Source organism: Streptomyces sp. NPDC056452 (genome assembly GCF_042796085.1).
Lineage (GTDB): Bacteria > Actinomycetota > Actinomycetes > Streptomycetales > Streptomycetaceae > Streptomyces.
Window position 1 is genome coordinate 136,652 of sequence record NZ_JBHTRI010000007.1, and the last position, 18,256, is coordinate 154,907.

Consider the following 18,256-nt stretch of genomic DNA (forward strand, 5'->3'; position numbering starts at 1 on the left):
GACGAGCGGTCAGCCCGCGACCAGGCTCTGGAGCGCGGGGGCGTACAGGTCCGCGAGATGCTCCGGGGTGGCGCGGGAGCCCGCGCCCTCGCGGTGGAGGCTGAGCGTGGCGCCCAGGCCGATCAGATGGCCGGCGATCAGCTCGGCGCGCAGGGCGCGTTCGCGGCCGGGGAGACGGGCCGTCAGGCGCCCGGTGACCTGCTCGTGGAACCGGGCGCGGAGCAGGGAGCGCTCGTCGTGGTTGCCGAGGGAGAAGACGACACGCAGCAGGGGGTCGGTCTGGTGCGCCCTGCGGCTGCGTACGAGCGTCAGCACCATGTGGCGGCCCAGCCCGTCGAGCGGGGCGTCGAAGAGCTCCTCGGCGGCCGGGCCGAAGTCCGCGACGGTGTTGAAGAGTTCTTCCTTGCGGCCGAAGTGCTTCACCACGAGGGACGCGCTCACACCGGCATCGGCCGCGATGCCCCGGATGGTCACCTCCGCGTACGGGCGCTGCGTGAACGCCCTGCGCGCGGCACGCAGAATCGCGCTCTTGCCCGTGGGGGCCTCCGGTGCGGATGGTGCGGGTGTCGCTGCTGCGGTGACTCGGGCGGTCATGCGCCCTCCTGGATCGGCATCGCCCGCGTACGGCCTCTGCTCCTGCGGTTCCCCTTGACCGTACCCGTATCCGCGCGCCCGCCCGGCAGGCACAGGGTCACCGCCAGGGCCAGCAGCGCTGCGCCCGCCGCGATCAGGAAGACCAGCTGGTAGGCCTGGAGTGTCGGAGCCGTACGGCCACCGGCCAGGAAGGTCATGTTGGCGAGCACCGCCGCCACCGTGGCACTGCAGAACGCCTGGCCGATCGAGCGCATGAGGGTGTTCAGTCCGTTGGCGGCGCCCGTCTCGCCGATCGGGACCCCGCGCATGACCAGGGCGGGCAGCGCCGAGTACGCGATGGCGGTGCCGGCGGCGACGACTGTCGCGCCCGCGACGATGAGCCACAGGCTGTGGCTGGTGAAGAACCGCACCACGTAGCCCACGGCGATGATCCCGGCGGCCAGCGCGAGGCTGGTCTTCGGGCCGCGCCTGGCAGAGATCCGCGCCGATACGGGCGAGAGCGCCACCATCGCCAGGCCGCCCGGCAGCAGGCACAGGCCGCTCACGACGAGCGAGGCGCCGAGCCCGTAGCCGGTGGCTTTCGGCTCCTGCACCATCTGGGCGGTGACCAGGGAGTTCGCGTAGAAGGCGAAGCCGATCAGCAGGGCGGCGACGTTCGTGAGGAGCACCGCGGGACGGGCCGAGACCCGCAGGTCGACCATGGGGGTGGGCATGCGGAGCTCGTACGCGCCCCAGAGCAGCGCGACGACGACGGCGACGGCGAGCAGACCGAGGGTGCGCGCCGACGTCCAGCCCCAGGCGCCGCCCTGGGTGACCGCGAGCAGCAGGCAGACCAGCGCCGCGGACAGGCCGAGCGCACCGATCGCGTCGAAGCGGCCACGGGAGCGGAGCGGGGACTCCGGTACGCAGCGGAGCACCAGGACGATGTCCAGGACGCCGATGGCCCCGGAGACCCAGAACATCGTGTGCCAGTCGAAGTTCTGGATGACGACCGCCGCGACCGGCAGGCCGACGGCCGCCCCGATACCGAGCGTCGAGCTCATCAGGGCGACCGCGGACAGCACGCGCTCGGGCGGCAGTTCGTCCCGCAGAATGCTGATGCCCAGGGGCACGACGGCGATCGCCGCCCCCTGCAGGGCACGGCCGGTGATCAGCACGCCGATGTGGGAGCTGACGGCGCACAGCACCGAGCCGACGACGAGGACGCCGAGGGACGCGACGAGCACCCGGCGCTTTCCGTACATGTCGCCGACCCGGCCGAGGACGGGGGTGAACACCGCGCCGGTGAGGAGGGTGACGGTGACCAGCCAGCTGGCGGCGGCGGGGGTGGCTCCGGTGAGGGCCGGTATGTGCGGGAGGAGCGGGACGACGATCGTCTGCATGACCGCGACCACGACGCCGCAGAAGGCCAGCACGCCGACGGCGAAGCGAGGGTGGTCCGGGGCGGCGGTGGCCGGGGCGGTCATGCGGTCTCCTACGCAGTGGGGTGCACAAGCGTTCACCTTCAGGGTAAACGCTTGTGCACCCCCTGGGTGCCGCTGGAGTTCGGAGCAGCGCGTTAGCCTCGGAGCCTCGACTTGCACGAAGACCCGTACGAAGACCCGTACGAAGACCTGTTCGAAGGAAGCGAAGGTGGCTGCGATGGCGAAGGTCCCGGCGGCGGCAGTGGCGGCGAGCGGTCTCCTCGGGGGGTACGGAGTCGCCCGGTGGACCGGGAAGCGGCCGCTCGGCGGTGTCGCGCTCGCCGCCGCCGGCTCCCTCGCCGCGTACGAGTGGAACCGGCAGGCCGGGACCCGGGCGGCCGTCGGGCTGACCGTCGCCTACGTCGCCGCGTTCGCCGGATCGCACCCGCTCGCCAAGAAGGTCGGCGCCTGGCCCGCCGTGTTCGCCGTCGCGGGCGGGGTCGCCGCGGCCTCGTGGGCCGTCACACGGCGCAGCGCCTGAGAAAAGGCGCGCCCGGCGCTGAACACCGGCGGCGCGGGGCACGTACTGAACGGCAACTCCCCCGCGTGACCCGGGGGTGCCCCCGTACGACAGGACGGGGACACCCCCGGAGCTTTCCCTCCACCGCGCCGCCCCGGCCACGGTTTCCGCCGACGCCCCGGGAGCGCCGTCAGGCGCCCAGTGCCCGTGAGACCGAATAGATCACCAGACCGGCCAGCGCACCCACCACCGTGCCGTTGATCCGGATGAACTGCAGGTCGCGGCCGATGTGCGCCTCGATCTTCCTCGAGGTCTGGTGCGCGTCCCAGCCGGCGACGGTGTCGCTGATCAGCGACGTGATCTCCGTGCGGTACGTCGTGACGACGTACACCGCCGCGTCCTCCAGCCAGCCCTCCAGCTTGGCCTGCAGCCGCTCGTCCGTCGCCAGCCTGGCGCCCAGCGACATCAGCGAGGCCCTGGCACGCAGGCGCAGCTCGCTGCGCTCGTCCTCCGCCGCCGCGATGATCATCGTGCGTACCGAGGACCAGGCCGACGCGATGACGTCCTGCACCTCACCGCGCCCCAGGATCTCCGACTTGAGCCGCTCCACACGCGCCCGGGTGTCCGAGTCCGTCTGGAGGTCGGCGGCGAAGTCCGTCAGGAACGTGTCGATCGAGTCGCGCGCCGGGTGCCCCGGCATGTCCCGCATCTCCGTGACGAAGCGCAGCAGTTCCTTGTAGACCCGCTCGCCCACCCGCTTGTCGACGAACCGCGGCGTCCAGCCCGGAGCCCCGCCCTGCACCGCGTCCATCACGGACTCGCCGTGCTCGACCAGCCAGTCGTGGGCCCTCACACAGACGAGGTCGACGACCCTGCGGTGCCCGCCGTCGGCGACGACCTTCTCCAGCATCTTGCCGATGCCGGGGCCGACCTCCGCCGCATCCGCCCGCCGGGTGATCGCCTCGCCGACGACCGCCTGCACGTCGGAGTCCCTGAGCACCGTCAGCGCACCGCGCAGCGCGGTCGCGAGCTCCGCGGTCACCCGGTCCGCGTGATCCGGCTCGGCCAGCCACGCCCCGAGCCGTTTGCCGACGCCCAGAGCGTGAATTCGGTCACGAACGACGTCTCCGGAGAGAAAATTCTCGCCCACGAAGGAACCGAGTGACGCCCCGAGCTGGTCCTTCTTGGTGGGGATGATGGCCGTGTGGGGGATGGGGAGTCCGAGCGGGCGGCGGAAGAGCGCCGTGACCGCGAACCAGTCCGCCAGCGCACCCACCATGCCCGCTTCGGCAGCCGCCGCGACGTAGCCCGGCCAGCCACCCACACCCTCGTTCTTCGCCCAGGTGGCGAGGACGTAGACGAGCGCGACGAGCAGGAGCAGACCCGTGGCGGTGGTCTTCATACGGCGCACTCCGCGCTGTTTCTCCTCGTCGGCAGCGGTGTACGCGAAACCGGCCAGCGGCGCCGCCGTCCGCCGGGCACCCCGTCCGCCCGCCCCGGTTTCGGATCCGCCTTCCCCCGTGCCGCTCCCGGCGCCACCGGCCGCGGTCCCGGCCCCGGGCATCAGCCCCGGCGGCCCTGACGCGGGACCGTGCGGCCCCGGTCCCGCCCCGGAGCCCTGGCCGGACCCCGTTCCCTGTCCCGCGTCGTGTTCCATCCGCTCCACCCGTCCGCGTACGCGTCACCCAGTGCCGTACGCATTGTCCCTACCTCACCTACTCCCGGGCCGCACGTCGAGTTCCCCACGGCCTGTCGCATCATGAGACCAGCCCGATCATCACAAGGAGAATCACCGCCCATGCCCAGGCGCCAGGGGTATGCCCTGCTCATCGCCCTCGTAGCAGGCACCGCCGCGCTCGCTGCCGCCCTCGCGTTCGGTACGACACTGATCGCCGGGGAGACCCGGGCGCCGCTCCCCGGACCCGAGGCGCACGCGGCCGCACGCAATCCCGCCGCGCCGGCCAACTCCACCGGAACCTGGGTCGCCACCTGGACCGGAGCACCCGTCAGCGGCGAACCGGACACGGAACACGGCCTCCCCGGACGCACCATCCGCAACACCGTGCACACCAGCGTCGGCGGCGACGCCGCCCGCATCACCCTCTCCAACCTCTTCGGCACAGCCCCGCTCGTCATCGACGAAGCCACCGTCAACACCCGCCCGGTGACCTTCCGCGGCCGGCCCGTGGTCACCGTCGCCGCGGGCCGTCAGATCGTCAGCGACCCCGTGGTCGTGCCCGTCGCACCCGACGCCGACCTCGTCGTCACCCTGCGCACCCCGTACCGGAGCGGCCCCGTCACCTCGCACGCCCACGCCCTGCAGACGTCGTACCTGGCCGACGACCGCGGCACCTGGCGGACCGACCGGTGGCGCTACCTCACCGCGGTGGACGTACGCAACGAGACCTCACCCGGCGCGATCGTCGTGATCGGCGACTCGCTCACCGCGGGCAGCGGCTCCTCCACCGACGCCAACAACCGCTGGCCGGACGTGCTCTCCGACCGGCTGGAGCACCGCTACGGCATCGCCAACCAGGGCATCGCGGGCAACCGCCTGCTGCGCGACAGTGCCCCCGAGAGGAACGGCCGCGGCGGCATCGGCGGAACACACCGCTTCGAACGCGACGTGCTGTCCGTCGCCGGAGCCAGGACCGTCATCATCGCGCTGGGCATCAACGACGTGCAGCAGGCTCCCCAGGAGGAGGACCCCCAGCGCATCGTGGCCGGACTGCGGTCCCTCACGGAACGCGCCCACGCCCGCGGACTGCGGGTCCTCGGGACGACGCTGACACCCTTCCAGGGCTTCGGCACGTGGACACCCGAACGCAACGACGTGCGCCTGGCGGTCAACGAACAGATCCGGGCGGGCCGGATCTTCGACGACGTCATCGACTTCGACCGGGCGGTCCGCGACCCCTACGCCCCCAACCGGCTCCTGCCCTCGTACGACTCGGGCGACCGGCTCCACTTCAACGACGCCGGCTACCGGACGCTGGGCCGCCTCGTCGACCTCGCGACGGTGACCGGAACGCCGAAGGCCGGATCCTTCTGACCGCGCCCGCCCTCAGGAACCGTCCGGCTTCTCCAGGCGCAGCCGCTCCGCCTCCTTGAGGCGCTGCCGCTGCGCCTTGCTCCACTTGCGGTCCACACCGACCCCGCCCATCAGGGCGAACCCGGTCACCCGCACCCGCGGCGCGTCCGGAGCCGGTTCGCCGAAGTCGGCGTCCTTCGTCTGCTCGTCGAAACCGCCCATGACGCCGATGCCGTTGACATGGAGGTGCACGTTCGGCGGGACCTTCACCTGCAGCCCGCCCATGATCGCGAAGCAGCGGATGACGACGTCACGCTCCTCGAAGTCCGCCTCGCGCAGATCGATCTCGCCCCCGCCCCACATCGCGAACGCGGTGAACTGCCGCCCCACCGTCCAACGGCCCTTGCGGCTGAAGCCGCCCCAGAAGGCGAACCCTCCCGAGGACGTCGCGGGGCCACCGATGCGCCTCGACCAGTCGACGGACGTCCCCGGGGCGCGCACGGGCGACGAGGCGCCCAAGGGCGCAACAGCCGTACCCGGCACCGGGAGATCACGCACGAGCGGCTCCAACTCCCCGTGCGTACGCGCCTTGTACGTCGCGTCGAGCCGTTGCTCGAACTCGTCCATCTCCAGCCGGCCCTCGGCCACGGCCTCCCGCAAGGTCTCCGCGACCCGCTCACGTTCCGCATCGGAAGCACGCATGTCCGGACGTTCACTTGTCATACCGCGCAGCCTATAGAGCAACCCGAACACGGGCCTAGAGACGAGAATCCGACACGTACATCTTCGCGATCACGGCCTCGATGTCCGGCTCCCGCACCGACAGGTCCACCAGCGGATAATCCGCCGCGATACGCGCCACCAGGGGCGCCGCCGACGCCGACGCCGGGAACGCCAGCCACTGCCGGGGCCCCTCCACCTTCACCACCCGCACCGAGGGCTCCGAAGCCAGCTCGATCGGCGGCAGCACCCGCTCCAGATCGACCACCAGCGTGCGCTCGCTCTCCCCCACCTCATGCAGCCCGGACAGCGCACCGTCGTACACCAGACGGCCGTGGTCGATCACCATCACCCGCTTGCACAGCTGCTCGATATCGGTCAGATCGTGCGTGGTCAGCAGCACCGTCGTGGCCCGCTCCGCGTTCAAGTCCCGCAGGAACTCACGCACCTTGGCCTTGGAGACCACATCGAGCCCGATCGTGGGCTCGTCCAGGTACAGCACCTCCGGATCGTGCAGCAGCGCCGCCGCGATGTCGCCCCGCATCCGCTGCCCCAGCGACAGCTGCCGCACCGGAGTCTCCAACAACTCGCCCAGATCGAGGAGTTCCACACAACGGTCCAGGTTCTCCCGGAACCGGCGGTCCGGGATCCGGTACATCCGGTGCATCAGCCGGTACGAGTCCCGCAGCGGCAGGTCCCACCACAGCGTCGTACGCTGCCCGAACACCACACCGATCCGGTGCGCCAGCTTCGTACGCTCCCGCGACGGATCGATGCCCGCGACCCTCAGCCGGCCGCCGCTCGGGGTGAGGATCCCCGTCAGCATCTTGATCGTCGTCGACTTGCCCGCCCCGTTCGGGCCGATGTACCCGACCATCTCGCCACGCGGCACCCGGAAACTGATGCCGTCCACCGCACGCACCTCGTGCCGCTCCCGGCGCAGGAAACCCGTCTTGCGGTGTACGTCGAAGACCTTCTCGACCCCGTCGAGCTCGATGAAGTCCATGTCCATGCCCACTCCTCCCTCAGCTTCCCGTACTGCGGTAGGCCCGCAGCCCCGTCCGCCACGCCAGCCCCGCAAGCACCCAGCACAGCCCCGCCACCAGCGGCGGCAGGAACGCCACCCACTCCGGCAGCCCCAACGGATAGTCCCTGCCCAGCACATACAGCGCGGGCAGCCAGCTCACGAAGGCCAGCGGCACCACGAACGTCACCCCGCGCACCAGGTCCCGGGCGAAGATCGACGGCGGGTACTGGAGCAGAGTCGTCCCCCCGTAGGTGAACGCGTTCTGCACCTCCGAGGCGTCCTGCGCGAAGAACTGGAACGCCGCACCCACCACGAACACCGCCGCGAAGATCGCCGCCCCGCTCAGCACCATCAACGGCAGCATCAGCACCTTCAGCGGGGTCCACGCGATGTCCAGCGTCACCAGGGCATAGCCCAGCACCAGGAGCGCCTGCGTGATCCGGCCCAGCCGACGCAGCGCGAACCGGTCCGCCGCCACCTGCGCCAGCACCGGCACCGGCCGCACCAGCAGCGTGTCGAGCGTCCCGTCCCGCACCCGCTGCCCCAGCCGGTCCACCGACCCCACCAGCAGATCGCACAGCCCGAAGGAGGTCGCCGACACCCCGTACAGCAGGGCGACCTCCGGCAGCGTGTAGCCGCCCAGCGCGTCGACGTGCGAGAACATCAGCATGACCGTGATGAAGTCCGCCCCGGTCATCACGAAGTTGCCGATGGTCGTCATCACGAACGACGCCCGGTACGCCAGCGTCGAACGCAGCCACATCGCCGCGATCAGCCCGTACGCCCGGACCCCCTCGACCAGCCGCGACCGGTCGGCGAACGCGATCTCCGGCCGCCCCGGCTCCCGCGCGGCCCCGTTGCCCGGCCGCTCCGGCTCCCTCGCGGCCACCCACTCCGTCCCGGCCTCAGCCACCCTGCACCACCACCCTCCTCGTCGCCACGGACTGCAGCAGACGCCCCGCCAGCAGCAGCGCCACCGCCCATCCGGCCTGGAAGGCGTACGCCCGCACCAGACCCCACCCCGTGCGCTTGCCCAGGAACACATCGGCCGGGACCTGCAGCAGCGACGACCACGGCAACGCCCGCGCCACCTCGCCCAGCACGCCCGGGAACAGATTCAGCGGCAGCAGCATCCCGGAGAAGAAGAGCCCCGCCAGCATGGCCATCTGCAGGGCGCCCGCACCGTCCATCAGCCAGAACGCCGACAGCGCGACCAGGAAGCGCAACGCGAAACTCACCACGACCCCCAGCAGCACCGACACCAGGAAGGCCGGCCACATCCACACCGACCCCGGGAGCGCCAGGTCGAAGGCCAGGGCCCCCAGCACCATCGGCACGATCCCGCGCCCCAGCAGGTGGAAGGCCGCCCGGCCCAGGTCCCCCGCCAGCCACCACAACTGGAGATCGGCGGGTCGGTACAGGTCCACGGCGATGTCGCCCGTACGGATCCGCTCCGTCAGGTCGCTCTCGAAGCCGCCGCCCATCATGGCGCAGGTCATCAGCAGGGCCTGCCCCAGCCACACGTACGTCAGGGCCTCGGACTGGTCGTAACCGCCGAGCTGCGGACGCTCGTCCCACAGGGCGATATAGGTGTACGCCATGATGAAACCGAAGACGGTGTTGGTGAACACCCCCGCCGCCGTCGCCACCCGGTACGTCGCATGCCGCCGGAACCCACCGGCCGCCACCACCGCATAGAGCCGCACCGCGCCCCCTCCCCCGCCTCACCGGGCCAAAGCGCACGACCCTAGTTCACGACCGGCGGCCGCCGCGACCCGTTATCCGGGGAGGATCCGGTGGTTATCACTCCGAAAAGTGCACTATGGGATAACTGCCCGCAGCCGAGGAGCCTCCACAGCCATGAGCCACGAGCCACCGCAGCCCGGCGGAGACCACGGAGAGCCAGGTCGAAAGGGTCCCGCCGGCTGGCCGCCCCGGGACCCCACCACCGCGGCGACCAACCGGAACCCGCAGCCCACGGACAGCGCACAAGGCGGCAAGGGGCGCACAAAACGCGTCAAGCGGCCCAAGCGCACCGGTTGGCGCCGTGCCGTACCCACCTGGCGCATGGTGCTCGGCAGCACCCTCCTCATCGCGCTCCTGCTCATCGGCGGATTCATCGCCGGATACAAACTCGTCGGCATCCCCGCCGCGAACGCCGCCGCGACCGCGCAGTCGAACGTCTACCTCTACGAGGACGGCAGCGTCATCGCCCGGGACGGCGAGATCAACCGGGAGAACGTCCGGCTCGACCAGATCCCCGGCACCGTCCAGCACGCCGTACTCGCCGCCGAGGACCGGGACTTCTACTCCGAACCCCCCATCGACGTCAAAGCCATGACCCGCGCCGGCTGGAACACCCTCACCGGCAAGGGCCGCCAGGGCGGCTCCACCATCACCCAGCAGTACGTCAAGAACTACTACCTCGGCCAGGAACAGACCGTCGTACGCAAAGCCAAGGAATTCTTCATCTCGATCAAGCTCGGACGCGAACAGAGCAAGGACGAGATCTTCGAGGGCTACCTCAACACCAGCTACTTCGGCCGCAACTCCTACGGCATCCAGGCCGCCTCCCACGCCTATTACGGCAAGGACGCCAAAGACCTCGACACCGGCGAGGGCGCCTACCTCGCCTCCCTGCTCAACGCCCCCAGCGCCTACGACGTCGTCGCCCACCCCGAGAACCGGGCCGCGGCCCTCGCCCGCTGGAACTACGTACTCGACGGCATGGTCAAGGAGGACTGGCTGAGCCCCTCCGACCGCGCCGCCATGACCTTCCCCGTCCCCGGCAAGGCCAAGCCCGCCACCGCACTCTCCGGACAGCGCGGCTACCTCGTCCAGGCCGTCGAGGACTACCTCGCCGCCAACAGGATCCTCGACGAGAACACCCTCGCCACCGGCGGCTACCGCATCACCACCACCCTCGAGAAGAAGAAGCAGGACGCCCTCGTCGAAGCCGTCGAGGACAACGTCCTGGCCAAGACGAGCGACGACCGCAAGGCCGACCGCAACGTCCGCGTCGGCGGAGCCTCCATCGACCCGGCCACCGGCCACGTCCTCGCCATGTACGGCGGCATCGACTACACCAAGCAGTACGTCAACAACGCGACCCGCCGCGACTACCAAGTCGGCTCCACCTTCAAGCCGTTCGTCCTCACCGCCGCCGTGGCCAACGGATCCACCACCCAGGACGGCCGGGGCATCACCCCCAACACCCGCTACGACGGCACCAACAAACGCACCGTCCAGAGCGCCCACGGCTCCACCGGTTACTCCCCCGCCAACGAGGACGACGTCGACTACGGCTCCCTCACCGTCCGCGAGGCCACCGACAAATCCGTCAACGCCGTCTACGCCCAGATGGCCCAGGACGTCGGCCCCGACGCCGTCAAGGACACCGCGGTCTCCCTCGGCATCCCCCAGAACACCCCCGACCTCACCGCCTCCCCCTCCATCGCCCTGGGCCCCGCCACCGCCAGCGTCCTCGACATGACCGAGGCCTACGCCACCCTCGCCGACCACGGCAAGCAGCGCGAGCACACCCTCGTCGCCAAGATCAGCAAGAACGGCGCCGACCTCGCACTCCCCGCCAGGAACACCCGGCAGGCCGTCAGCCGCGAAGCCGCCGACACCACCACCTCCGTCCTGCGGAGCGTCGTCGACGGCGGCACCGGCACCGCGGCCCGAGCGGCGAACCGCCCCGCCGCGGGCAAGACGGGCACCGCCGAGGAGGACAAGGCCGCCTGGTTCGCCGGCTACACCCCCGACCTCGCGACCGTCATCGCCGTGATGGGCCAGGACCCCGTCACCGGCGTACAGAAACCCCTGTACGGAGCGCTCGGACTCGCCCGCATCAACGGCGGCGGCGCACCCGCACAGACCTGGGCCGCCTACACCGCCGTCGCCCTCGAGGACGACGAGGTACAGCAGTTCGAGCTCGAAGCCGAGGAAGGCCCGGAAGAAGCCGACCCGGACGAGGAAGGGAACGAGGAGTCGGACGAACCCGGTGAGGACCGGAGCGAAACCGACTCCCCCGACTCCCCCGAGTCCGACGCCCCCTCCGACGTCAGCACGGAGACCTCCCGGGCCCCACAGGCCCCCAGGACCGCCACCCCGGCCGACGCCCCCTCACGCACCTCCGCCGCCAGAACACCCGACACCCCCGACGGCGACCGCCCCGTCCCCGGCAACCCGGAGGACGACGGCTTCATCGAAGGAGCCCGCGGCCCCGGCCTGCCCCGCCGCTGACACTCAGTGCCCGGACGTCGCCTTCAGACCCACCACGGCCACCAGCAGCAGACAGACGAAGAAGATACGGGCGGCCGTCACCGGCTCGTGCAGCACCACCATGCCCAGCACCGCCGCACCCGCCGCACCGATCCCGACCCACACGCCGTACGCCGTACCGATCGGCAGCGTCTTCGCAGCATGCGACAGCAGGACCATGCTGGCCACGATCCCGAGGCCCGTGAACACACTCGGCCACAGCCGTGTGAACCCCTCGGTGTACTTCATCCCGATCGACCAGCCCACTTCCAGCAGACCGGCAACAATCAACAGAACCCACGCCACGACGGCACCTCCGAGAACGCGAACAACACGGGTGCGTCGTCTTTACGGAAACCCGGTACGGCGCGTCTCGTCGGGATCGGTCCAGCCTAGCAAAACCCAGCCAAAAGGCCTGGTGACAACGGTCACCAGGCCCCCACACCCACCTGCCGGACTACAGATACAAGCCGGTCGAATCCTCGGAACCCTCGAACCGGTCCGCCGCCACCGCATGCAGATCCCGCTCCCGCATCAGCACGTACGCCACACCCCGCACCTCGACCTCGGCACGGTCCTCGGGGTCGTACAGCACCCGGTCCCCCGGCTCCACCGTCCGCACGTTCTGACCCACCGCGACCACCGCGGCCCACGCCAGACGCCGGCCGACCGCCGCAGTCGCAGGAATCAGGATGCCGCCGCCCGAACGCCGCTCGCCCTCGGGCGAATCGGACCGGACCAGCACACGGTCGTGCAGCATCCGGATGGGCAGCTTGTCGTCGGTGTCGTTGCTCACGCCCCGAAACCTACCTGCCCCGAACCGCTCCGCACGCCCCCGGGGCCACCCGGAACCCGCCCTCAGCGCTTACGGCCACGCACCGAAACCGTCAGCAACGCCACCGCGCCGACCACCAGCAGCGCCGCCGGAATCACCCGCTCCAACCGCGGGGAACCCTCCTCCGACACGAACTGCGCCTTCACATCCGACACCGACCGGTTCACCGCGACGAAGGCACGCCCGGCGGTCCGGTCGACCGTCGACGCCACCTTGGCCTTCGCATCACCGATGATCGTCTTCGGATGCACGCGCACCCCGATCTCGTCCAGCACCACCGCAAGCTGCTCACGCCTGCTGATGATGTCCGCCTCGATCTGCGCAGGGGTCCTCATATCCGACACTGCGCCGCCTCCGTGGTCGTCGTCCGGTAAACCTTCATCGACAGTCTGTCAGCTCGACCGCTCCTACACCCGGCGGCACCCCCTATTACGCTCGGTCCCACACACCCCGCGTGCCACTCGAGGAGAAACATGAGCGAGCGACTCCAGACCGGCGACACCGCCCCCGCCTTCACCCTTCCGGACGCCGACGGCAACGAGGTCTCGCTCGCGGACCACAAGGGCCGCAAGGTCATCGTCTACTTCTACCCCGCCGCGCTTACCCCCGGCTGCACCAAGCAGGCCTGCGACTTCACCGACAACCTGCAGCTCCTCACCGGTGCCGGATACGACGTCATCGGCGTGTCCCCCGACAAGCCGGAGAAGCTCGCCAAGTTCCGCGAGAAGGAGAACCTCGAGGTCACCCTCGTCGCAGACCCCTCCAAGGAGACCCTGGAGGCGTACGGCGCCTACGGCGAGAAGAAGCTCTACGGCAAAGTGGTGACGGGCGTCATCAGGTCGACGATCGTCGTCGACGAGGAGGGCAAGGTGGAGCGCGCCCTCTACAACGTCAAGGCGACCGGCCACGTAGCGAAGATCATCAAGGATCTCGGGATCTGACCGGGTTCCACCCCCGCCACCTGGCCGAAAACATGTGAGCGACGTCGCAATCGGCCATGAATTCGGTTTGCAACCGCCATGACCGCGCAGAAGCCTTTCCTGGAACACCCTTCGAGGAAAGGAACCGGCCATGGCGGCCTCCGACCCCCACCAGGCGGCCGACCCTGACGCGGTCAAACGCCACCCCGCGCTCTTCCGTGCCATCAGGAAGCGCAAGAACCCCCGGCTCCGTCGGACCGACATCACCGTCACCGACGACCAGGCGGTCAAGCGCGCGGTCAAGGCGGCATCGCTCGGTAACGCCATGGAGTGGTTCGACTTCGGTATCTACTCCTACCTCGCCGTCACCATCGGGCACGTCTTCTTCCCTTCCGGGAACGACACGACCCAGCTCCTCTCCTCCTTCGCGACCTTCGCCGTGGCCTTCCTCGTCAGGCCGCTCGGGGGAATGTTCTTCGGCCCCATGGGCGACAAGATCGGCCGGAAGAAGGTCCTCGCCCTCACCATGATCCTCATGGCGATCGGCACCTTCGCGATCGGCGTGATCCCCTCCCACGACACGATCGGACTCTGGGCCCCCGCCCTGCTGATCCTCTTCCGGATGCTCCAGGGCTTCTCCACCGGCGGTGAGTACGGCGGCGCCTCCACCTTCATCGCCGAGTACGCCCCCGACAAGCGCCGCGGCTTCTTCGGCAGCTTCCTCGAATTCGGCACGCTCGCCGGATACGTCGGCGCCGCGGGCCTGGTCACCGCCCTGTACGCCCTCCTGGACACCGGGCAGATGGAGTCCTGGGGCTGGCGCATCCCGTTCCTCGTCGCCGGACCCCTCGGCCTCGTAGGCCTCTACCTGCGACTGCGCCTGGACGAGACCCCCGCGTTCCAGAAGCTGGAGGGCGGCACCGCCCACGCCACGGAGGCCGCCGACCACGTCGAGTCCACCGCCAAGGGCGACCTCGCCAAGATCTTCCGCCAGTACTGGCCGACGCTGATCCTCTGCATCGCCCTGGTCGGCGCGTACAACATCACCGACTACATGCTGCTGTCGTACATGCCGACGTACCTCTCCGACGAACTCGGCTACAGCGAGACCCACGGCCTGCTCATCCTGCTCGCCGTCATGATCTTCCTGATGCTGGTCATCAGCCAGTTCGGCAAGCTCTCCGACCGCTTCGGCCGCAAACCGCTCCTGATGGCCGGCATGCTCGGGTTCCTCTTCCTGTCCCTGCCGTCCTTCCTCCTGATCCGCCAGGGCAGCATCCCGGCGATCACCATCGGCATGCTGATGATGGGCCTCTCCCTGGTCTGCATGCTGGGCACGATGTCCGCCGCGCTCCCGGCCCTGTTCCCGACCAACGTGCGCTACGGCTCCCTGTCGGTCGGCTACAACATCTCGGCCTCGCTCTTCGGCGGTACGACCCCGCTGGTGATCACGGCCCTGATCAGCTGGACCGGCTCGAACCTGATGCCCGCGTACTACGCGATGGCGGCGGCGCTGGTGGGCGTGATCGCGGTGGCCTGCATGAAGGAAACCGCCAACCAGCCCCTGGCCGGCTCCCCGCCCTCGGTGGAAACGGCGGAGGAAGCGGCGGAACTGGTCCACGCGCAGAGCCCGGACCCGAAGTTCTGACGCACGTTCCTTTCGGAAGGGCCCGTACCGCACGAAGCGGTACGGGCCCTTCCGCATCTCATCGCATTCCGGACGTGACCATCCGATTAACGGTTCGTTGCTCCGTACGAGGCCGCGAACACGCGGCCGAGGACGGAGGCAGGATGTCCGAGGCGTACGACCCAGCGAGGCTCGTGCCGGCTGTAGCGGCAGCAAGCAACTGGACGGACCTCTTGCGCCGTCTGGGCTTGAACGAGAGTGGCGGGAGGCACCGCGTCCTGAAGGAGAAGGTCGCAGAACTTGGACTCGACACAAGCCACTTCAAACATCGCAGTCCGTGGCGCAAATACCCGGATGCAGCCAATGCTGCCGCCGCGACATCGTCGTCATCGCTCCGCGAGGTCGTGCTCAAACTGGGTGCGACCCCGGCGACCGGCACGTTGTCTCACATAGCCCGCCGCATCGCAGCTGCGGGGATCGACATCAGTCACTTCCCTGGGATGAATCGCCCGCAGTTGGGCCTCCTGTTCAGCAACGAGGAACTACAGGCTGCTGCCAACTCCAGCGAGTCCGTCCGCGGGGTGACGCGTGCTCTGGGTGCCCCTGATGACGGCCGGTCGCGCGCTGCAGTAGCCGCGATGCTCCGCACCAGGGGCATCAACACCTCCCACTTCCGCAATGCGCGCCTCTCCATCTCGGAGGAGGCGTTGCGTATCGCAGTGCGGGAAGCCGTCAGCTTCCCCGACGTCATGCGCGCCCTCGGTCTTGAAGTGACCGATTCCAACCACCGACGGGTTCGACGCAAGATCCTTCAGATGCACCTGGACATAAGTCACTTCAAACGCCGCTCGTGGGGATCGGCGCATGTGCCTGAACAGAGGCAGATTGCCCCAAAAGCACTTGTGATCATGCCGCAGGGATCGACGCGCATGAACCGGACACGCCTTCACCGGGCGCTCCAAGAGATCGGCGTGCAGTACCGATGCACATCGTGCGGGAACACCGGCGAGTGGCTGGGGAGACCAATCACGCTCCAGATCGACCACATCAACGGCAACTGGCTCGACAACCGGGCGGAAAACCTGCGCTATCTGTGCCCGAACTGTCATGCGCTGACAGACACGTGGTGTCGCAACCGACGCCCAAGGAGTCGGACGGGAACCTGATTCGCATGCGCGTACCGTGCGGGACGCCCTCCCGTTAGCATGGTCGATGGCATGCGGCCGTGTCGTAACTGGCAGCCGAGCTGGGTTTAGGTCCCAGTGGGAGAAATCCCGTGTGGGTTCGAATCCCACCGGCCGCACGAATGCCGAGTGGTCCGTCCTGGTCAGGACGGACCACTCGGCATATGTCACCCCACCAGCTCCCGCACCACCGGCACCAGCGCCCGGAACGCCTTGCCCCGGTGGCTGATCGCGTTCTTCTCCGCGGGTGAGAGCTCCGCGCAGGTCCGGGTCTCGCCGTCGGGCTGGAGGATCGGGTCGTAGCCGAAGCCGTTCGCGCCCGAGGGGGCGTGGCGCAGGGTGCCGGTCAGGCGGCCTTCGACCACGCGTTCCGTGCCGTCGGGGAGCGCGAGGGCCGCCGCGCACGCGAAGTAGGCGGTGCGGTGGGGGGCGTCGATGTCGCCGAGCTGGGCCAGGAGCAGGTCCAGGTTGGCGCGGTCGTCGCCGTGGGTGCCGGACCAGCGGGCCGAGAAGATTCCGGGGGCGCCGCCGAGTACGTCGACGCAGAGGCCGGAGTCGTCGGCGACGGCCGGGTGGCCGGTGGCGCGGGCCAGGGCGTGGGCCTTGAGGAGGGCGTTCTCGGCGAAGGTGACGCCGGTTTCCTTGACGTCGGGGATCTCGGGGTACGCGTCCGCGCCGACGAGGTCGTGGGTGAGACCCGCGTCGGCGAGGATCGCGTGGAGTTCGGTGATTTTCCCGGCGTTGCGGGTGGCGAGGATCAGGCGCGTCATGCGTCGATTATCGCCGCACGGTCACGGGGAGCAGACCTTGCCGATCTCGCCGGCGGCATCGGTGACCGGGGTGATGTCGGGAGTGGCGTCGCCCTTCTCGATGGAGGCGCGGACGTTGGTGACGCCAGCCTGGAGGTCGTCGACGGCCTTGCTGAGGTCGGCGTTGTCCGTGGTGTCGCCGAGGTCCTTGAGCTCCTTGTCGATCTCGTCCAGGGCCTCGGAGGCCTGCGTCGGGTCGTTGGAGGCGTTGGAGATGGCCTGCTGGAGGTTGTTGACGCTGGTGGCGATGGCGTCGGCGGTGCGGACGCAGTCCAGAGCCTTGTCGACGGCTCCGCAGCCGACGGCTGCGGTGAGGGTGAGCAGGGTGGCCGTGACGGCGAGTGCGGTGCGGTGGTGGCGGCGCGAGGCCATGGAGCGGTCCCTCCCCGGGGGTTGATACGTGGACGGACGCACGGTTCGACCCGTGCGCCCGTATCCGTTACGACGCTGTGTGGTGCGTATTTGGTTGCTTCTTTACTCGCCGAGGGTACGCGCGAGTGCCGCTTCCTGGATCTTCGTCAGGTCGGCGCAGCCGCCCGTGGCGAGGTCGAGGAGGGCGTTGAGTTCGGCGCGGTCGAAGGGCTCGGCCTCGGCGGTGCCCTGGACCTCGACGAAGCGGCCGTCGCCGGTGCAGACGACGTTCATGTCGGTCTCGGCGCGGACGTCCTCCTCGTAGCAGAGGTCGAGGAGGGGGGTGCCGTCGACGATGCCGACGCTGATCGCGGCGACGGTGCCGGTGAGCGGCTTGCGGCCGTGCTTGATGATCTTCTTGCCCTGGGCCCAGGTGATGGCGTCGGCGAGGGCGACGTAGGCACCGGTGATGGCGGCGGTGCGGGTGCCTCCGTCGGCCTGGAGGACGTCGCAGTCCAGGACGATCGTGTTCTCGCCGAGGGCCTTGTAGTCGATCACCGCGCGCAGGGAGCGGCCGATGAGGCGGCTGATCTCGTGGGTGCGGCCGCCGATCTTGCCGCGTACGGATTCGCGGTCGCCTCGGGTGTTGGTGGAGCGGGGCAGCATGGAGTACTCGGCGGTGACCCAGCCTTCGCCGCTGCCCTTGCGCCAGCGCGGGACACCTTCGGTGACGGAGGCGGTGCAGAAGACTTTGGTGTCGCCGAAGGAGATGAGTACGGAGCCTTCGGCGTGCTTGCTCCATCCGCGTTCGATGGTGACGGGGCGGAGCTGTTCGGGGGTGCGGCCGTCGATGCGAGACATGGCGCCGAGCCTATCGGCTGCCGGGCGTGACTCCGTTCGGGTGCACCGCAGGCCCCGTTCCGGGGCCGGTGAGGGCCGGGGCAACGGGGCCTGCGGGGTGCGGCGCGG

General features: G+C 69.8%; 19 protein-coding genes, 1 tRNA gene and 1 riboswitch. Of the genes, 7 read left to right on the top strand and 13 right to left on the bottom strand.

Annotated elements, in window-relative coordinates; all coding sequences use genetic code 11:
* Positions 1-9: 9 nt before the first annotated feature.
* Positions 10-594 carry a TetR family transcriptional regulator gene (locus ACFQ6X_RS09655; protein WP_383178544.1) on the bottom strand — a complete coding sequence of 195 codons (585 nt, stop codon included), beginning with the start codon at positions 592-594 and terminating at the stop codon, positions 10-12.
* Positions 591-2,060, bottom strand: coding sequence for an MFS transporter (locus ACFQ6X_RS09660; RefSeq protein ID WP_383178547.1), 1,470 nt, complete (start codon positions 2,058-2,060; stop codon positions 591-593). Before ACFQ6X_RS09660 ends, ACFQ6X_RS09655 begins: the two co-directional genes overlap by 4 nt.
* A gap of 175 nt (positions 2,061-2,235) precedes the next feature.
* Between ACFQ6X_RS09660 and ACFQ6X_RS09665 the strand changes: the two genes are divergently transcribed.
* Positions 2,236-2,538 carry a hypothetical protein gene (locus ACFQ6X_RS09665; RefSeq protein WP_383178550.1) on the top strand — a complete coding sequence of 101 codons (303 nt, stop codon included), beginning with the start codon at positions 2,236-2,238 and terminating at the stop codon, positions 2,536-2,538.
* Positions 2,539-2,707: 169 nt separating this feature from the next.
* Here ACFQ6X_RS09665 and ACFQ6X_RS09670 read toward each other — a convergent pair whose 3' ends face one another.
* Positions 2,708-4,174 (bottom strand): DUF445 domain-containing protein, encoded by a 1,467-nt coding sequence (locus tag ACFQ6X_RS09670; protein ID WP_383178553.1) that lies wholly within the window; start codon positions 4,172-4,174, stop codon positions 2,708-2,710.
* Positions 4,175-4,315: 141 nt separating this feature from the next.
* Between ACFQ6X_RS09670 and ACFQ6X_RS09675 the strand changes: the two genes are divergently transcribed.
* Positions 4,316-5,569: an SGNH/GDSL hydrolase family protein gene (locus ACFQ6X_RS09675; protein WP_383178556.1), complete on the top strand. Its 1,254-nt coding sequence runs from the start codon at positions 4,316-4,318 to the stop codon at positions 5,567-5,569.
* Between the two features lie 12 nt (positions 5,570-5,581).
* On the opposite strand, the gene ACFQ6X_RS09680 is transcribed toward ACFQ6X_RS09675, so the two are convergent.
* From ACFQ6X_RS09680 to ACFQ6X_RS09695, 4 genes are read right to left on the bottom strand one after another with little or no spacing between them, the layout of a single operon-like run.
* A complete protein-coding gene (locus ACFQ6X_RS09680) occupies positions 5,582-6,271 on the bottom strand; it encodes a DUF1707 domain-containing protein (RefSeq protein ID WP_383178559.1) in 690 nt (229 codons plus the stop codon).
* Positions 6,272-6,305: 34 nt separating this feature from the next.
* The gene (locus tag ACFQ6X_RS09685; protein WP_383178562.1) at positions 6,306-7,280 is read right to left on the bottom strand and encodes an ATP-binding cassette domain-containing protein; all 975 of its coding nucleotides are present in this window, start codon (positions 7,278-7,280) and stop codon (positions 6,306-6,308) included.
* A 13-nt stretch (positions 7,281-7,293) separates the two neighbouring features.
* Positions 7,294-8,184 carry an ABC transporter permease gene (locus tag ACFQ6X_RS09690; protein WP_383178820.1) on the bottom strand — a complete coding sequence of 297 codons (891 nt, stop codon included), beginning with the start codon at positions 8,182-8,184 and terminating at the stop codon, positions 7,294-7,296.
* A 16-nt stretch (positions 8,185-8,200) separates the two neighbouring features.
* Entirely contained in the window at positions 8,201-9,001 is an 801-nt protein-coding gene (locus ACFQ6X_RS09695) for an ABC transporter permease (protein ID WP_383178565.1), read from the bottom strand.
* A gap of 154 nt (positions 9,002-9,155) precedes the next feature.
* On the opposite strand from ACFQ6X_RS09695, the gene ACFQ6X_RS09700 reads away from it, so the two are divergent.
* Positions 9,156-11,543: a transglycosylase domain-containing protein gene (locus ACFQ6X_RS09700; RefSeq protein WP_383178568.1), complete on the top strand. Its 2,388-nt coding sequence runs from the start codon at positions 9,156-9,158 to the stop codon at positions 11,541-11,543.
* A gap of 3 nt (positions 11,544-11,546) precedes the next feature.
* Here ACFQ6X_RS09700 and ACFQ6X_RS09705 read toward each other — a convergent pair whose 3' ends face one another.
* The 3 genes from ACFQ6X_RS09705 to ACFQ6X_RS09715 all read right to left on the bottom strand — a co-directional run bounded on the left by ACFQ6X_RS09705 (position 11,547) and on the right by ACFQ6X_RS09715 (position 12,740).
* Positions 11,547-11,867, bottom strand: coding sequence for a multidrug efflux SMR transporter (locus ACFQ6X_RS09705; protein ID WP_329210587.1), 321 nt, complete (start codon positions 11,865-11,867; stop codon positions 11,547-11,549).
* A 30-nt stretch (positions 11,868-11,897) separates the two neighbouring features.
* A riboswitch (guanidine-III (ykkC-III) riboswitch) is annotated at positions 11,898-11,969 on the bottom strand.
* Between the two features lie 49 nt (positions 11,970-12,018).
* Positions 12,019-12,357: a co-chaperone GroES gene (locus ACFQ6X_RS09710; protein ID WP_329210585.1), complete on the bottom strand. Its 339-nt coding sequence runs from the start codon at positions 12,355-12,357 to the stop codon at positions 12,019-12,021.
* Between the two features lie 62 nt (positions 12,358-12,419).
* Positions 12,420-12,740: a DUF3618 domain-containing protein gene (locus ACFQ6X_RS09715; protein WP_329210583.1), complete on the bottom strand. Its 321-nt coding sequence runs from the start codon at positions 12,738-12,740 to the stop codon at positions 12,420-12,422.
* 129 nt (positions 12,741-12,869) lie between these two features.
* On the opposite strand from ACFQ6X_RS09715, the gene bcp reads away from it, so the two are divergent.
* The 4 genes from bcp to ACFQ6X_RS09735 all read left to right on the top strand — a co-directional run bounded on the left by bcp (position 12,870) and on the right by ACFQ6X_RS09735 (position 16,246).
* The gene (gene bcp, locus ACFQ6X_RS09720) at positions 12,870-13,337 is read left to right on the top strand and encodes a thioredoxin-dependent thiol peroxidase (protein WP_383178573.1); all 468 of its coding nucleotides are present in this window, start codon (positions 12,870-12,872) and stop codon (positions 13,335-13,337) included.
* 130 nt (positions 13,338-13,467) lie between these two features.
* Positions 13,468-14,964: a glycine betaine/L-proline transporter ProP gene (gene proP, locus ACFQ6X_RS09725; protein ID WP_383178576.1), complete on the top strand. Its 1,497-nt coding sequence runs from the start codon at positions 13,468-13,470 to the stop codon at positions 14,962-14,964.
* A 143-nt stretch (positions 14,965-15,107) separates the two neighbouring features.
* Positions 15,108-16,109, top strand: a complete 1,002-nt coding sequence (locus ACFQ6X_RS09730; protein ID WP_383178579.1) for an HNH endonuclease signature motif containing protein — start codon at positions 15,108-15,110, stop codon at positions 16,107-16,109.
* A 53-nt stretch (positions 16,110-16,162) separates the two neighbouring features.
* Positions 16,163-16,246: transfer RNA gene (locus ACFQ6X_RS09735), tRNA-Leu, on the top strand.
* A 48-nt stretch (positions 16,247-16,294) separates the two neighbouring features.
* On the opposite strand, the gene rdgB is transcribed toward ACFQ6X_RS09735, so the two are convergent.
* The 3 genes from rdgB to rph form a co-directional block, all read right to left on the bottom strand.
* Positions 16,295-16,897 (bottom strand): RdgB/HAM1 family non-canonical purine NTP pyrophosphatase, encoded by a 603-nt coding sequence (gene rdgB, locus ACFQ6X_RS09740; protein WP_383178582.1) that lies wholly within the window; start codon positions 16,895-16,897, stop codon positions 16,295-16,297.
* Between the two features lie 21 nt (positions 16,898-16,918).
* Complete coding sequence (locus ACFQ6X_RS09745; RefSeq protein WP_383178585.1) at positions 16,919-17,308, bottom strand: hypothetical protein; 390 nt, start codon at positions 17,306-17,308, stop codon at positions 16,919-16,921.
* Positions 17,309-17,410: 102 nt separating this feature from the next.
* Positions 17,411-18,148, bottom strand: a complete 738-nt coding sequence (rph, locus tag ACFQ6X_RS09750) for a ribonuclease PH (RefSeq protein ID WP_383178588.1) — start codon at positions 18,146-18,148, stop codon at positions 17,411-17,413.
* Positions 18,149-18,256 lie beyond the last annotated feature (108 nt).

Excerpts from the sequence above, each read along its gene's own strand:
- ACFQ6X_RS09655 (WP_383178544.1), bottom strand. The coding sequence starts at position 594 with ATGACCGCCCGAGTCACCGCAGCAGCGACACCCGCACCATCCGCACCG.
- ACFQ6X_RS09660 (WP_383178547.1), bottom strand. The coding sequence starts at position 2,060 with ATGACCGCCCCGGCCACCGCCGCCCCGGACCACCCTCGCTTCGCCGTC.
- ACFQ6X_RS09665 (WP_383178550.1), top strand. The coding sequence starts at position 2,236 with ATGGCGAAGGTCCCGGCGGCGGCAGTGGCGGCGAGCGGTCTCCTCGGG.
- ACFQ6X_RS09670 (WP_383178553.1), bottom strand. The coding sequence starts at position 4,174 with ATGGAACACGACGCGGGACAGGGAACGGGGTCCGGCCAGGGCTCCGGG.
- ACFQ6X_RS09675 (WP_383178556.1), top strand. The coding sequence starts at position 4,316 with ATGCCCAGGCGCCAGGGGTATGCCCTGCTCATCGCCCTCGTAGCAGGC.
- ACFQ6X_RS09680 (WP_383178559.1), bottom strand. The coding sequence starts at position 6,271 with ATGACAAGTGAACGTCCGGACATGCGTGCTTCCGATGCGGAACGTGAG.
- ACFQ6X_RS09685 (WP_383178562.1), bottom strand. The coding sequence starts at position 7,280 with ATGGACATGGACTTCATCGAGCTCGACGGGGTCGAGAAGGTCTTCGAC.
- ACFQ6X_RS09700 (WP_383178568.1), top strand. The coding sequence starts at position 9,156 with ATGAGCCACGAGCCACCGCAGCCCGGCGGAGACCACGGAGAGCCAGGT.
- bcp (WP_383178573.1), top strand. The coding sequence starts at position 12,870 with ATGAGCGAGCGACTCCAGACCGGCGACACCGCCCCCGCCTTCACCCTT.
- proP (WP_383178576.1), top strand. The coding sequence starts at position 13,468 with ATGGCGGCCTCCGACCCCCACCAGGCGGCCGACCCTGACGCGGTCAAA.
- ACFQ6X_RS09730 (WP_383178579.1), top strand. The coding sequence starts at position 15,108 with ATGTCCGAGGCGTACGACCCAGCGAGGCTCGTGCCGGCTGTAGCGGCA.
- rdgB (WP_383178582.1), bottom strand. The coding sequence starts at position 16,897 with ATGACGCGCCTGATCCTCGCCACCCGCAACGCCGGGAAAATCACCGAA.
- ACFQ6X_RS09745 (WP_383178585.1), bottom strand. The coding sequence starts at position 17,308 with ATGGCCTCGCGCCGCCACCACCGCACCGCACTCGCCGTCACGGCCACC.
- rph (WP_383178588.1), bottom strand. The coding sequence starts at position 18,148 with ATGTCTCGCATCGACGGCCGCACCCCCGAACAGCTCCGCCCCGTCACC.